Here is a 14,215-nt window from a genome sequence, read left to right as displayed (position 1 = left end):
GGACTGCCACGGGGCCCTACACGTCGAGGTCCACCACGACCGGCGCGTGGTCCGAGGCGCCCTTGCCCTTGCGCTCCTCACGGTCGACGTACGCGTCGGAAACAGCCTTGGCGAACGGCTCGTTGCCGTACACCAGGTCGATGCGCATGCCTCGGTTCTTGGGGAAACCGAGCTGACGGTAGTCCCAGTACGTGAACGGGTGGTCGTACTTCAGCGGGCGCGGGACGACGTCGGACAGACCCGTCTCACGCAGGGAGGCCAGGGCGGCGCGCTCGGCGGGGGTGACGTGGGTGGCACCCTCGAAGGCGGCGATGTCGTGGACGTCGTCGTCGGTCGGCGCCACGTTGTAGTCGCCGAGCACCGCGAAGGGGCGGCTGCCCGCCGCGTCCCCGGCCACGGCCGCCTTCAGCGCCTCGAACCACTGGAGCTTGTACGCGTAGTGAGGATGGTCCACCTCGCGGCCGTTGGGCACGTACACCGACCAGACGCGGACCGGGCCGCAGGTCGCGGAGACGGCACGGGGCTCCACGGCACCGTCGTACCCCGGATCGCCGGGCAGGCCCTTGACGACGTCCTCGAGGCCCACGCGGGAGAGCACCGCCACGCCGTTCCACCGGCCGGTCGCGTGCACCGCGGACTCGTAGCCCAGCTCACGCAGTTCCTCGGCCGGGAACCGCTCCTCGGCGACCTTGGCCTCCTGGAGGCACAACACGTCCGTGCCGCTGCTCTCCAGCCAGGCCAGGAGCCTGGGCAGGCGGGCGGTGATCGAGTTCACGTTCCAGGTGGCGATGCGCATGTCTCCCAACCTACCCGGCGCCACCGACAACGCCCGCCCGGCGGCGGGCGGCCCCGGCTCACAGCTCGGCCGTCGCTCCGGGGGCGAGCCGCAGGTGCTCCGAGCCGCCGAGCGCGCCGATCTGGCGGTCGTAGATCGGGCGGGCCAGATCGGTGAGCAGGGCGTCGTGGATGTCGTAGGCGCGCTCCGGCCGGACCTCGCGGACGTAGTCGATGACCTCCGAGATCTTGTTCCAGGGGGCCATGACCGGGAGCATCAGCGTCCGGACGGGGTGGTCGGGGACGGTGAGGGCGTCGCCGGGGTGGAAGAGGGCCCCGCCGTCGACGAGGTAGCCGACATTGGTGACGCGCGGGATGTCCGGGTGGATCACGGCGTGCAGCTCACCGTGCACCTGGATGTCGAACCCTGCGGCGGTGAACGCGTCGCCGTGCCCGACGGTGTGCACACGGCTCGGGAACGCGGCCGAGAGCTGCTCCGCGACGGACTTCAGGGTCCAGACCGCCACGGCCGGGTCGGCCTCCAGGGCGGCCCTCAGCCGACCCTCGTCGAAGTGGTCGGGGTGCTCGTGCGTGACCAGGATGACGTCCGCGCCGAGTGCGGCGTCCTCCTCGCTGAACCCGCCGGGGTCGACGACGAGGGTGCGGCCGTCCTTCTCCAGGCGGATGCAGGAGTGCGACTTCTTCGTGAGCCTCATGAGCCCATGATGCCCCCGCAGCCCCGTCCGCGCGGGGTGCCCGGTGCTCACCGGTGCTCACTCCTGGGGGGTGGTCTCCTCCCGGACGACCTGCTGGGCCACCCGGAACGCGCTGTTCGCCGCGGGGAGGCCGCAGTAGACGGCCGCCTGGAGCAGGACCTCCTTGATCTCCCCCGGGGTGAGGCCGTTGCGCAGGGCCGCCCGGGTGTGGACGGCGAGGTCCTCCAGGTGACCGCCGGCGACCAGGGCGGTGAGGGTGACGCAGCTGCGGGTGCGCCGGTCGAGGCCGGGCCGGTCCCAGACCTCGCCCCAGGCGGAGCGGGTGACGAACTCCTGGAAGTCGCCCGAGAAGTCGTCGGTCTGCGCCAGTACCTGGTCGACGTGCGCGTCGCCCAGCACCTCCCGGCGGACCTTGATCCCGGTCTCGTACGGGTCGGGCCTGCCCTGGGCCTGCGGCGGGACGGCGGCGGCGATCTCGGCGACGGGCCCGCCCTGCGGCGGCACCACCACCCGCACGGCCTGGTCCGGGACGGCGGGCAGGACGGTCTGGCCGGTGGCGGACTCGAAGGCGGGCTGCCAGGCGGTGGAGAAGTGCCGGACCAGCAGGTCGGTGACCGCGGCGGGCTGCTCCACCGGTACCAGGTGGGAGGCTCCGGGCACGACGGCCAGCCGGGCGTCCGGCACGCCGGCGACCAGCGTGCGGGCCTCGGCGGGGCCGGTGACCTGGTCGTCCGAGCCGACCAGCACCAGGGTCGGCACGCCGACGCTGCCGAGTTCGGCCCGCACGTCGAACGAGGCGAGGGCCTCGCAGGCGGCGATGTAGCACCCCGGGTCGGTGGTGCGCACCATCTGCACGGCCCACTCGGTGATCGCGGGCTGTGCGGCCGCGAAGCCGCTGGTGAACCAGCGGTCGGGCGAGGTGCGGGCGATCGGGTCGAGGCCGTTGGTCCGGACGATCACCCCGCGCTGGCGGAACTCGTCGGCGGTGCCGAACCGGGGGGAGGCGGCGATCAGTGCGAGGGAGGCGACACGTGCGGGGTGCCGCAGGGCCAGTTCGAGGCCGATCGCGCCGCCGAACGCGCAGCCGGCGTAGCCGAAGCGCTGCACGCCGAGGCCCTCGAGGGTGGCGAGCAGCCGCGCGGTGAGATCACCGACCGATCCCGCCGGGTAGGCGGGGGCACCTCCGTGCCCCGGCAGATCGAACCGGAACACCCGCCACTGCTTCGTCAGCTCGGGGATCTGCCGGTCCCACATGTGCCATGTGGTACCCAGTGAGGGAGCCAGGATCAGGACGGGAGCCTCTTCCGGCCCGTCAAAGCGGTATTGCAGGGTGTTCGGTGGTGTCTCGCTCACGCCCCAAACTCTCTCACGTGTCACGACTGCCCCTATGACAAGGATTGTGGCTTTGTGGGTCTGACCAGGTGGAAGACCTCTCGGGCAGCGTAGCGTTTGAGGCATCGGACGATTTCGCGTCGGGTCTTGCCCTCCTTGCTGCGGCGTTCGTAGTAGTCCTGGGTACGCGGGTCGACGCGCAGGCGAGTCTGCACGATCCGGTGCAGGGCGGCGTTGGCCTGCCGATCGCCACCACGGTTGAGACGCCGGTACTGCCGACTGCCCGAGGAACGCTCCACCGGGCTGGCCCCGCACAGCGCGGCGAAGGACGCCTCACTGCCCAGGCGTTCCGGGTTGTCCCCCACCGTGATCAGCAACGTGACCGCCGTGTCCGGACCGATGCCCACCACCGCGAGCAGATCCGGGGCATGGCGGTTCACGAGCCGGGTCAGGCGGTCTTCCAGGTCCTTGATCTGCTCGGTGAGCTGCCCGATGCGCCGAGCCAGCAGACACAGCGTGACACGGGTGGCGTGGAGCACCGCTTCCTCGCCGTCCCCCTCCTCCAGGCCGTCCTCGGCGAACCCTGCGCAGGTACGGAAGAGTTCMGCGTTGGGCAGCCCCGCCAGTTCCTCCCGCAGGCGCGGGTCGGCRCTGATGAGGACGGCCTTGAGCTGGTTGATGGCCTGGGTGCGGGCCTTGACCGCCGAGTCCTTGGCGAGCTTGTACATCCGGGCGRTCTCTACTGGTCCATCGCCCGACTTGGCCTGAGCGCGCGCCCGCCCGCTCAGCACCGCCCGGGCCGCGTTCTCGGCATCCAGCGGGTCCGACTTGCCGCGCCGGCGACGGTCGGCCCGGTCGGACCGGTTCACATCGAACACGTCCACGCCCTGACCCAGCAGGTAGCGGGACAGGGCCGCCCCGAAGGAACCGGTGCCCTCGACTCCCGCCCGCCGCACCGTGCCCAGCCCTCTGGCCCACTCCAGCAAGTCGCGGTACCCGGCCGCGGTGGCGGGAAACGCCTCCGTGCCGAGCACTCTTCCCACCAGCGAGAGCACAGCCGCCACATGGGCATCCCGATGCGTGTCCACCCCGAGAACCACTTCCCCCGTTGGCCGGCGTCGGCGGCCACGCGGAGGACGGGACGTTCCGGTCATGCTCGGTCACCTCCCGACTCGACGGCCAATCGCGTAGCCGGCACCGGACCGTGCGGACGGTCAGAATCGTGATGACGCCTGGTCGGCAAGCCCCTATCGAGACACACCCGGTCGGCCCGATGCCAGCAACGCACCACCCCCGGCCGGCGGTCGACACAGTGTGAGCAAGACACCCCGGTCAACGCTGTCAGGAGTCAGACCTCCGCCGCAGGACAGCACCCACCAATTCTCCCCACACTCGAAGCCCTCGACCCCAACTCCGCAGGACATGCCCAATCCCAGCTCTGGAACACCCTGAAATCGACTCTGGCTGACCACAACGGACCGCGAAGATCGACATCACGTTCAACCTCGATACTTCAGCGGCCGTGAGCGCATGCCCGGGCCGTCGGTTCGCCCTGTTTCTTCTGTGTGATCGCGGGCGGGGTGCTCACCGCCCGCGCGACCCGTGAAGCCACCCCGGCACCCGCGGCGGTCGCTGCGGCCGCGGCTGCCCTCTTGTCTTGGGGCTGGGGCAGCGGGCAGATGAGACGGATGCCGACCTGAGCGCCAGTACGTCTTCATGGCGGCGGGTCGTATCGAGCACTCGTTGAAACCCCGATAGCGGGTCACGGAGTAGCCGCAGAAGGCGGCCCGGCCGCTCTCGGACGACGGCCTGCCCATCGTCGGAGCAGCGAGACCATCGACAACGACATCGCAGTCACGGACGTCACCTTCGACTTCCCTGGACCGGCTCGAGACCACGGCCGAGCCGCCCCCGCGCGACCTCGTCGTCGAGTTCATGGGGCACCACATCGGCTTCCGGCATGGCGGGCGGGGGCGGCGAGCGCTTCGGGGACACCGCCATCTGTTTGCCCAGCGAAAGAAGCTGCCTCGGGGCACACTCAGCCCACTTGCTCCTGAGCGCCGACGGCACCCGCGTCTCGACTACTCCGAGTAGACCAGTGCCGAGGCCCACCGGGAGGCAGCGAACGCCGGAAAACACGACAGGGCGCACGAGATCTTCTCCAGCACCGGGCGAACGGTTCGGCCACGGAAGGTGGTACCGCTGCCACCACTCCCCGTTCCGGCCGCCGGCGTGATCCGATCGTGCCGGGACACCCACTGCGGGTGCCCGGCTCCGTCGGGAAAAGGAGATCGCACAGGCAATGGATCGCCCGTCCCGCTCTCCGGGTACCGTCAGGGTATGAGTCATCCGCACCCCGAGCTGAAAGCCGCCCCGCCCCTTCCCGAAGGAGGGCTGCGGGTCATCGCCCTGGGCGGCCTGGGTGAGATCGGCCGCAACATGACCGTCTTCGAGCACGCGGGCAAGCTGCTCATCGTCGACTGCGGCGTGCTGTTCCCCGAGGAGACCCAGCCCGGCGTGGACGTGATCCTGCCGGACTTCACCTCGATCCGGGACCGGCTGGACGACATCGTGGCCGTGGTACTCACCCACGGCCACGAGGACCACATCGGCGGCGTGCCGTACCTGCTGCGCGAGCGGTCCGACATTCCCGTCGTCGGCTCCAGGCTGACGCTGGCGTTCCTGGAGGCCAAGCTCAAGGAACACGGCATCCGGCCGCGCACGGTGCGGGTGCGGGAGGGCGACCGCCGTGGCTTCGGGCCCTTCGACTGCGAGTTCGTGGCGGTCAACCACTCCATCCCCGACAGCCTCGCGGTCGCGATCCGCACCGGCGCCGGGATGGTGCTGCACACCGGCGACTTCAAGATGGACCAGTTCCCTCTCGACGACCGCATCACCGATCTGCGCGCCTTCGCCCGCCTCGGCGAGGAGGGCGTGGACCTGTTCCTCACCGACTCCACCAACGCCGAAGTACCCGGCTTCACCACCTCCGAGCGGGAGCTGAACCCGGCGATCGAGCAGGTGATGCGCACCGCGCCACGCCGGGTCATCGTCTCCAGCTTCGCCAGCCATGTGCACCGCATCCAGCAGGTCCTGGACGCCGCCCACCAGCACGGCCGCAAGGTCGCCTTCGTCGGCCGGTCGATGGTCCGCAACATGGGCATCGCCCGTGACCTGGGCTATCTGAAGGTCCCCTCCGGTCTGGTCGTGAGCACGAAGGAGCTGGAGAAGCTCCCGGACCACAAGGTCACGCTGGTGTGCACCGGTTCCCAGGGCGAACCGATGGCCGCGCTGTCACGGATGGCCAACCGCGACCACATGATCCGCATCGGCAAGGGCGACACCGTCCTGCTCGCCAGCTCCCTCATCCCCGGCAACGAGAACGCCATCTACCGGGTGATCAACGGACTCACCCGGTGGGGCGCCCACGTGGTCCACAAGGGCAACGCCAAGGTGCACGTCTCCGGGCATGCCAGCGCCGGCGAACTCGTCTACTGCTACAACATCGTCAAACCGCGCAACGTCATGCCCGTGCACGGCGAATGGCGCCACCTGCGGGCCAACGGCGACCTCGCCATCCGTACCGGTGTCGACCCCGAGCGGGTCGTCATCGCCGAGGACGGCGTCGTCGTCGACCTGGTCGACGGGCGCGCGTCCATCACCGGCAAGGTCCCCGCCGGCAACGTCTACGTGGACGGCATGGAAGTCGGCGGCGCCACCGAAGCGTCCCTCAAGGACCGCCTCACCCTCGCCGCCGAAGGCGTGGTCACGGTGGTGGCGATCGTCGACGCGGACACCGGCGCCCTCGCCGAGGCACCCGACTTCCTGGCCCGCGGCTTCGTCCACGACGACACCACCTTCGAGCCGGTCATCCCGGTCATCGAGAAGACCCTGGCCACCGCGGCCGAAGAAGGCGTCGGGGACGCGCACCAACTCGAACAGCTCGTCGCCCGCGCCGTGGCGAACTGGGCCTTCCGCACCCACCGCCGCAAGCCCCTCATCATCCCCGTCATCATCGACGCCTGAGCCACAGCCCGGCAGCACGCCCCCGGTTCCGGTCGGGGTCTCGCCGGCATCGAGGTCGGGCACGGGAGTCAGCAGCCACCCCAGGAGGCCGGAGTGGCAACGCACTCCACATGATGAGTCATCGGGAACACATCCCAAGGAATGGAGGCGCGAAAACCCGCAGTTCAACGGGAGTTTCAGCACCTTGGGGGCAGTCTCTGGAGTGCCCGGAGCGTCAAACGAGCGTCACGGTCACGCCAGCCGAGGTCGTGCAGGACCTCGCCCACCTGTACGCCGCCGTCACCCACGACAAGACCACCGGGCACGACCGAGGCGACCATGTTCGCCGACGGCGTCACAACACCACCTCATCGACCAGATCCAGTAAGCAGCCAGTGAGAGGGAACGGGCGCTTGGCCAAGTGGAATACCGTTCAAGGGCACTGTGGTGCCATAGCATCTGCCCGGCACCGGGCTTGGCGCGGGCCCCTCCGGCACCCGGGACAGCACCCTGAGCACCAGCGAGCGGCGAGGAGTCACCGTGACCGTATGCGGGCCTGACGGGGACGATGGGCCGACCACTCGTCCTCACGAGAACGGGGGTGACCGGGGCGGGGCGATGACCTTGGCGGGGACACTGGCGGCGGCGGAGACCGCGGCGCCCGTGGAGTCACTCGACGTGGTTGCGCGCATGCTCAGGGAGCAGCTCGGGGCCGCGTCGGTGTCGTTCCTGAGCACCGACTTCACCGGCGGCTCGGTCGTACGGCTGGGGGCGGCGGGCAGCGTCGAGACCGATGAACCCGCCCGGCGCATCACGCTGCGGGACACCCTGTACGACGACGTGATCCGCACCCAGCGGCCGAGCGTGGAGGACAAGGGCGAGGGCGCGCTGGTTCGGGTCGTCGCCCCGGTGACCAATCGCGGGGACGCCATCGGGCTCCTGGAACTTTTCCTGCCCGCGGTGCCGGACGCGGAGGCCATGCGGAATATCGGCGAGACCGCGCACGCCCTGGCGTACATCGTCATCGCGAACCGGTCCTTCACCGACGTGTACCAGTGGGGCCGCCGGACCACCCCGCTGAGCCTGGCCGCGGAGATCCAGCACCGGTTGCTCCCGGCGTCACTGGGGTGTGAGGCGGCGCAGTTCGCGGTGGCCGGGGCGCTGGAGCCGGCCGACCACGTCGGGGGCGACACCTTCGACTACGTGATCGACCGGGACACGGTCCAGCTCTCCGTCACCGACGCCATGGGGCACGATGTCGACGCCGCGCTGCTGGCCACCCTCGCCGTGGGCGCTCTGCGCCGGGCACGGCGGGGCCGGTGCCGACCTGGCCGAACAGGCCCGCCAGGCCGACCGGGCCGTGCGCGAGCACGGCCGCCAGGGCTACGTCATCGGCCGGCTCCTGCGCATCAGCCTGATTGACGGCAAGACCGAGTTCATCAACGCCGGGCACCCCTGGCCGCTGCGGATGCGGGACGGAAAGGTGCGGGAGATCGCTCCGGAGATCGATATGCCGTTCGGCTTCCATGCCCCTCACCGCTACCGGGTCCAGTCGCTGGACCTGCGTCCGGGCGACCGGCTGGTGATGCTGACCGACGGCATGCTGGAGCGCAACGCCCACAGCCTCGATCTGTCGGACCTGATCGTCCGCACCCGCGCGCTGCATCCCCGTGAGGCTGCCCGCACCCTCATCGCGGCGGTCGTCGACGCCCACCACGGCCACCTGCAGGACGACGCGACCGTCATGTGCCTGGACTGGCACGGCGTCGACCACTCCCGGCGGGACGCCGACACCGGCGCCGACCTCGCCGACGCCTCCGCCCGGCGGACGGGGCGGACCGTTCCTGAGCGATGACTCGGGAACTTCTCCGATACCCCGCTTCAGCTGGCTCTTGGGCAGGTGAAACGGGGTGCTCTGCCCCAGGCGACCGCGTCACCGGGGCAGGCGCCTGCGGCGGCCCAGGCAGGCGCAGGCCGAGGAGGATGAAGCCGGGACGCCAATCGTGTGCCGCTCATGGTCGAGCACGTCGTGGCCTCGCCATTCCCTGATGTCTTCCGCCTCGAACCCGGGGACCCCTCTATCGCAGGTCGGTTGAAGACCGCTGTCTCGTCTTTCCCTCGCCCCTCCCTCCTTACCTGCCCACGGAGCGCCGCCCTCTGGAGAGCAGCCGACTTGCAGACCGGACGGCGGACGGCTTTCACGCGCGGGGCGATGCCTCGGCGACCGCCCGGCCCGTCGCGGTCCGGCGCGCGGCATCGTGGGCGACGAGCGGCGCGAGCCCGAACCTGTCGCGGTCAGTAGGTGGCGAGGGAGATGGCGGCGTAGTGCGCGGTGAAGGCTGCCACGGTCAGGGCATGGAAGACCTCGTGGAAGCCGAACCAGCGGGGCGAGGGGTCGGGCCGCTGCAGGGCGTAGACGACCGCGCCCGCGCTGTACAGGAGACCGCCCGCCACGATCAGGGCGAGTACGGCCGCTCCGCCGGTGTGCAGGAAGTCGGGCAGATAGCGCACCGGCGCCCACCCCAGCGCCAGGTAGCACGGGGTGTACAGCCAGCGCGGAGCTCCGACCCACAGGACCCGGAACGCGATGCCGGCCAACGCTCCCGCCCAGACGATCCACAGCAGCACGGACCGCTGGTCCGGCGGGAGGAGGAGCACGGCCAGGGGGGTGCAGGTGCCGGCGATGATCAGGAAGATGTTGGCGTGGTCGAGGCGTCGCAGAAGAGCCTCGCCCAGCGGTCCCCAGGTGCCGCGGTGGTAGATGGCGCTCGTCGCGAACAGCAGCCAGGCGGTCACCGAATACACTCCGCAGGCCAGGACCGCCTGCGGAGTACGGGCCAGGCAGATGAGCACGACGCCTGCGATCAGTGCGGCGGGGACCATTCCGGCATGGAGCCAGCCACGCAACCTCGGCTTGATCGGTTCGGCCAGGTCGGCCGCCCGCTCCACCAGAGCAGTAACCGAGTGAGCCTTCTCCCCCGCATGGTCGCCTGGTGATCCGCCGGGTAGCCCGTCCGCACGGCGCTCTCCACGCGCTGAGGCGACGTGACCACATTCGACTTCAGCGACGTCGCGGGACACAGCTTCTCGTCCTCTCTCGGGCTCCTGGGCGTCAGTGGCAACCATGCGGTCATGCTAGGAAACCTCACTCCGACAGCATGACGGGAGGTCGGTCCAGAACCCCAGAGCCACGTCGCCGGGCCCGGGCCGGTTCGCCACCGTGTGCACTCCAGCCCCGTTGACGCTACCGCCAATTGGGCCTGCCGAAGCCGAGTAGATCGGCTGGTCATGGGAACGATCAGGGCTTACGAACGGGCATCTCCGCTCGCCTACGCGCAAGGATCGCCGATGCTTCCTGAGGTCCGCCCCCACGTATCCGCTGCCCTGGCACACCAGTTGGAACATCAGTTGGGTCTGGCTTCGCGTCTCGAAGCCGCCCATCTCGATGTGGAGGGCGTCGCCGGCGTCGCAGTCGTCGCAGCCGCCCACTCCGATGGCTATGCGGCCACCGGTCGTCTCCTCGGGCTGCTGGCCGCGCTGCCTGCCCCCACCAAGGCAGGAGAACGCTTCTGGTCGGACCTGTGGAGGTCGTCGGGCACCGCATACCTGCTGCCCGTCAACATCAAGGCTCAGGTGCTGCGTTCGCTGGCAGGAGAGGGAACCTCCCTGGCCCGGCAGGTCCTCTCGGCCGTCGATGAGATGACCCCGCCCCAGCGCTTCGCGGCCGGGGAGGTGATCGGTCAGGCCCTCGTCGAGTCCGACCATTTGCCCGACCTCAAGACACAGGTCATCGGAGAACTGTGGCTCCGAGATCTCGAGCTCACCGCCTGGCGCGTCCTGCACGCAGACCGCAGGTCGGACGATCCCGCTGGACGGAAAGCCTTCCTCGACGCCTGGACGAGCGTCTGAACATCGGCTCCTCCAAGCTGCACGGCAGCCGCGCAGGACATGCGGCTCCCGTGCCCGACGACGCTTGCAGCGACTGAGGTCAGGAAGTTTCAAGCCGAAGTCGCACCGGCCCCGGGCCTCCACAGATCAGGGGCCGCGCAGCAATGGCTGCGCGGCCCCTGATCCTGCGTCGGCCCGGCACGAGAGCAAGCGCCTTCGTCCAGGTGGACGGCAGGGCCCGCACGGGCGGCGGCCACCGGACACGGCGTGCGCGATCCCTCGGGCAGGTCTGCGAGGTCAGGCTAGGTTGATGTTCTCGGCCTGCGGACCCTTCTGGCCCTGGGTGACGTCGAACGTCACGGCCTGGCCCTCCTGGAGCTCACGAAAGCCTGTGGAGTTGATCGCGGAGTAGTGCGCGAAGACATCCGGGCCGCCGCCATCCTGGGCGATGAAGCCGAAGCCCTTCTCCGCGTTGAACCACTTCACAGTTCCCGTTGCCATGTCTTATGCCTTCCAGTCGATGAACGCCTCCCACTCCCTGTGGCAGACGGAGGTGATCGCCCTGGTCCCTGCGGCACAGCACAGCAAAACGCCCACACCAGAGGCGTGGGCAAGAGGGGATTCCGAACCACGACAGCTGGCACAGACGCTACACGCCCACACACCGCGTCACCATAGGAAAATGATCAGGCCGCACACCGAGACCGTGCGTGCGATGCCCGCCGACGGTGACGGGCACGCTCATCTCATGCTGCTGCCGTTGGGTTCGCTGATTCGGCGGCGCGACGATATGCAGCGTTGATGCGCCGGGCTTCCTCGAGCTGGTCTTCGAGGATGACGATGCGGCAGGCGGCCTCGATGGAGGTGCCGTGGTCGACGAGTTCCCGGGCGCGGGCGGCGATGCGCAGCTGGTAGCGGGAGTAACGGCGGTGGCCGCCTGCGGAGCGGAGTGGGGTGATCAGGCGGGCTTCGCCGAGGGCCCGGAGGAAGCCCGGGGTGGTACCGAGCATCTCGGCGGCCCGGCCCATGGTGTAGGCGGGGTAGTCGTCGTCGTCGAGACGGCCGAACGTGTCGTCTGCTGTCATTGCACCTCTCTGTGGAACGCGTGGAGGGGCCCTGGCGCCGTACTGGCACCAGGGCCCCGAAGGAACTACTACACCATCTGCCGGCCCTGATACTGCACCGGTCCTCTTTTTCCGCAGACCCGACCGAGACGCTGTCGGGGGCGCGGGGATCGCGGTTGCTTGACCGGAGACCACCTCACTATCGATGTCCTGCGGTACCCGGGCCCTAGACTTCCACCCGGGCGATCCTGATGGCGCTCGGCTCCTCCGTTCTTCCCTCTGGGATCAATCACTTGCCTACTGCTGGTACTGCTCTCCTGCGTACTGCTGGTGGCCTCGAACAGCGCCACCCTTCGGCAGCCGGCCCCGTCGCCCGTCCTGCGTCTGCTCTGGCTTGGAACCCCACTGCCGAACTTCCCGGTGCGCGCGTCCGCAGCCGACGCCTTCACCGAGGTACTGCCTCTTTACTTCGCTGCGGGGTACTGCTCACGGCGGCCCCTGATCACTGCGGGCCACCCGGTCCGGTCGTCAGTCCCGTCGCCGTCCTGCAACCGCTCTGGCTTCGGAACTCCACCACCGCACCGTCCTGCGAACTTCAACTGCGGTACTGCTGCCCGGCAGTTCATCTCTGCCGGGCCTCGCTCGATCTCGGCTACGAGAGAAACCATAACCACACCGCCACCCAATGTCTACTCTGGCTGGCATAGATTTTTGCGCTCTCGAAGACGAGGTAATCCGCCTCGACCGGTCCATGGCTGGTTCAAGCAGCTCCGAGGCTTAGTCCGGCGCTCACAGTGATCCACCGCCGCGCAGCACGTCGGGCTGAGCGTGACGTCGCCGACTGCGCCGCGGCTGCCGTCGGCGGGCACCGGCCAACACTGCGTCTCGCGAAGAACACCACCGACCGGGACGGACGCTTCCAGCCGTGACGCCCCGCAGGTCGGCCGTTGACGGGCGCGGCACGAGGGTCTGCGCCGCCCTCGACGATCCCGGGATGATCGAGCAGCTCGTGGAAGTGTGCACGCGAGTGCCGCGATCCGCGGGTCGACGCTCCTGCTGCCGCCTCAGTGCCTTGACGAGGATCGTCCCACGGTCACTCTCTCGTGCTCGCCCAACCGGTGGCATCGCCGCGGATGGGCCGCTTGCTCGAACCGGCACGGCCCCCGATTCGAGCAGACCGTGAGCTGCCGAGACACGGGCTCACGGCAGCAGGTGCCGTCATGCGTCGACTGTGGTCCTCAGTGAGCCTCCGCCAACTTGAAGTAGCAGGTCAAAGGGCTCGTGTGACTGGTGTTGCGGGTACTCATGCTGGTCGTGGGCGGAAGTCCACGGTGAAGATCATCCGTCAGCGGTTGATTTCGAGGTTCGTCAGGACGAGCAGAGCTCGCAGGAGTTGGGTGGCGCGGGCGGGGTCGGTGCGGAGTTTGGTGAGGATCCTCCAGTTCTTGAGGTGGGCGAAGCCGTGTTCGACCGGAGCGCGTCCGAAGGCGAGTACGCGGTTGGCCTCCTTCTCGCCCGGGGTGAGCTTGTGGGTGCGGCTGGCCGCGTAGCCGGTGACGATCACGGGGTTGAGGATGTCGTTGTCCAGGCCGCGGAAGCCGAGGTCGGCCAAGGCTCCGAGGCCGGCGGCGCGCAGGTGGGTCAGGATGTGGTCGTGGCGGGCGGCGGTGTTGTCGTGGGTGCGGCCGGGCCGGGCGGCTGATATCCAGATCAGGCGGCCGTTCTCGTCGGTCAGGGCGAGGAAGTGCAGGCCGTGACGCCGTTGCTTTCCGGAGTAGTTGCGCCGGTCAGCTTTGCCGGTGCGGCGCTGGGTCGGGACGAGGGTGCCGTCGATCAGGACGACTTCCCCGCCCTGCCTGGCGATCTTCCTCAGGGTTCGGTCCAGGCGCGGCGCTTGGGCGGCGAGTAGTGCGATGAGTTCGTCGCGCCAGCGGCGGACGGTGGACTCGGAGACGTTGTTGCCGCCGGCCATGTCAGCCAGGCGTTGGTCATGGCGCAGTATGCCCAGGACGATCACCGCGATTTTCCCGGGTGGCATGATCCGCCAGCGTGACCGTATCGCTTTCAGGTGGCGGCGTAGCAGGTCGGCGAGGTGGTTGACGGTGCGCGTGGACAGCGGCAGGCGGCACTGGTAGACAAGCGGGCAGGTGTCCTCGGCGTGCTCTTTGGTTTTCGTCACACAACTCCAACGGTCGCCGGGGACACCCTGGTTACGGCTCTGCCGCCACTGGACCCGTCATGCTGGAGAAGATCACAGGCGGGTGGTGAACCGGCCGTCGGGCTGCTTTCGCAGCCAGCCGCGGTCGGTCAGTCTGATCAGTTTGCCGCGCAGCGGCTCCAGCTTGGACTTCACGCTGACGTCCACTCCCAGCGTCTCGCCAACTTGCCGGGCCGTGACCGGTCCGCCGGCTTGGCGCACGACGGTGAGGATGCGCT

The 14,215-nt window shown here is 69.5% G+C and carries 10 protein-coding genes and 3 pseudogenes; 4 read left to right on the top strand and 9 right to left on the bottom strand.

Annotated elements, in window-relative coordinates; genetic code table 11:
• Nucleotides 1–16 precede the first annotated feature (16 nt).
• Genes DIZ27_RS20205 through DIZ27_RS20190 form a run of 4 tightly spaced genes read right to left on the bottom strand, consistent with a single transcriptional unit; the run spans nucleotide 17 to nucleotide 3,976 of the window.
• Entirely contained in the window at nucleotides 17–796 is a 780-nt protein-coding gene (locus tag DIZ27_RS20205) for an exodeoxyribonuclease III (protein ID WP_109379841.1), read from the bottom strand.
• A 58-nt stretch (nucleotides 797–854) separates the two neighbouring features.
• Nucleotides 855–1,490 carry an MBL fold metallo-hydrolase gene (locus DIZ27_RS20200; RefSeq protein WP_109379840.1) on the bottom strand — a complete coding sequence of 212 codons (636 nt, stop codon included), beginning with the start codon at nucleotides 1,488–1,490 and terminating at the stop codon, nucleotides 855–857.
• 57 nt (nucleotides 1,491–1,547) lie between these two features.
• On the bottom strand, nucleotides 1,548–2,843 hold the full coding sequence (locus DIZ27_RS20195) for an alpha/beta fold hydrolase (RefSeq protein WP_109379839.1): 1,296 nt from the start codon (nucleotides 2,841–2,843) through the stop codon (nucleotides 1,548–1,550).
• Between the two features lie 32 nt (nucleotides 2,844–2,875).
• Entirely contained in the window at nucleotides 2,876–3,976 is a 1,101-nt protein-coding gene (locus tag DIZ27_RS20190) for an IS110 family transposase (protein WP_109379838.1), read from the bottom strand.
• 625 nt (nucleotides 3,977–4,601) lie between these two features.
• Here DIZ27_RS20190 and DIZ27_RS20185 point away from each other — a divergent pair.
• The 3 genes and pseudogenes from DIZ27_RS20185 to DIZ27_RS20175 form a co-directional block, all read left to right on the top strand.
• Nucleotides 4,602–4,778, top strand: a pseudogene (locus DIZ27_RS20185) (6-phosphofructokinase); the annotation flags it as partial.
• Nucleotides 4,779–5,162: 384 nt separating this feature from the next.
• A complete protein-coding gene (locus DIZ27_RS20180; RefSeq protein WP_109379837.1) occupies nucleotides 5,163–6,848 on the top strand; it encodes a ribonuclease J in 1,686 nt (561 codons plus the stop codon).
• Nucleotides 6,849–7,445: 597 nt separating this feature from the next.
• Nucleotides 7,446–8,682 (top strand): annotated as a pseudogene (locus tag DIZ27_RS20175) (PP2C family protein-serine/threonine phosphatase).
• 440 nt (nucleotides 8,683–9,122) lie between these two features.
• Here the strand turns inward: DIZ27_RS20175 and DIZ27_RS20170 are convergent.
• Nucleotides 9,123–9,953 (bottom strand): hemolysin III family protein, encoded by an 831-nt coding sequence (locus tag DIZ27_RS20170; protein WP_258308474.1) that lies wholly within the window; start codon nucleotides 9,951–9,953, stop codon nucleotides 9,123–9,125.
• A gap of 222 nt (nucleotides 9,954–10,175) precedes the next feature.
• On the opposite strand from DIZ27_RS20170, the gene DIZ27_RS20165 reads away from it, so the two are divergent.
• Nucleotides 10,176–10,736: a hypothetical protein gene (locus DIZ27_RS20165; protein WP_181383611.1), complete on the top strand. Its 561-nt coding sequence runs from the start codon at nucleotides 10,176–10,178 to the stop codon at nucleotides 10,734–10,736.
• A 276-nt stretch (nucleotides 10,737–11,012) separates the two neighbouring features.
• Here DIZ27_RS20165 and DIZ27_RS20160 read toward each other — a convergent pair whose 3' ends face one another.
• The 4 genes and pseudogenes from DIZ27_RS20160 to DIZ27_RS20140 all read right to left on the bottom strand — a co-directional run.
• Nucleotides 11,013–11,216, bottom strand: a complete 204-nt coding sequence (locus DIZ27_RS20160) for a cold-shock protein (protein WP_030052720.1) — start codon at nucleotides 11,214–11,216, stop codon at nucleotides 11,013–11,015.
• 245 nt (nucleotides 11,217–11,461) lie between these two features.
• Nucleotides 11,462–11,800 (bottom strand): MerR family transcriptional regulator, encoded by a 339-nt coding sequence (locus DIZ27_RS20155; protein ID WP_109379834.1) that lies wholly within the window; start codon nucleotides 11,798–11,800, stop codon nucleotides 11,462–11,464.
• A 1,324-nt stretch (nucleotides 11,801–13,124) separates the two neighbouring features.
• Nucleotides 13,125–13,958: a transposase family protein gene (locus tag DIZ27_RS20145; protein ID WP_181383610.1), complete on the bottom strand. Its 834-nt coding sequence runs from the start codon at nucleotides 13,956–13,958 to the stop codon at nucleotides 13,125–13,127.
• 72 nt (nucleotides 13,959–14,030) lie between these two features.
• Nucleotides 14,031–14,215 (bottom strand): annotated as a pseudogene (locus DIZ27_RS20140) (hypothetical protein); the annotation flags it as partial.

It is taken from the genome of Streptomyces sp. NWU339, from assembly GCF_003143855.1.
Taxonomy (GTDB): domain Bacteria; phylum Actinomycetota; class Actinomycetes; order Streptomycetales; family Streptomycetaceae; genus Streptomyces.
The sequence above is the reverse complement of the archived record's forward strand: the minus strand, read 5'-3'. Positions and strand labels throughout refer to the sequence as shown.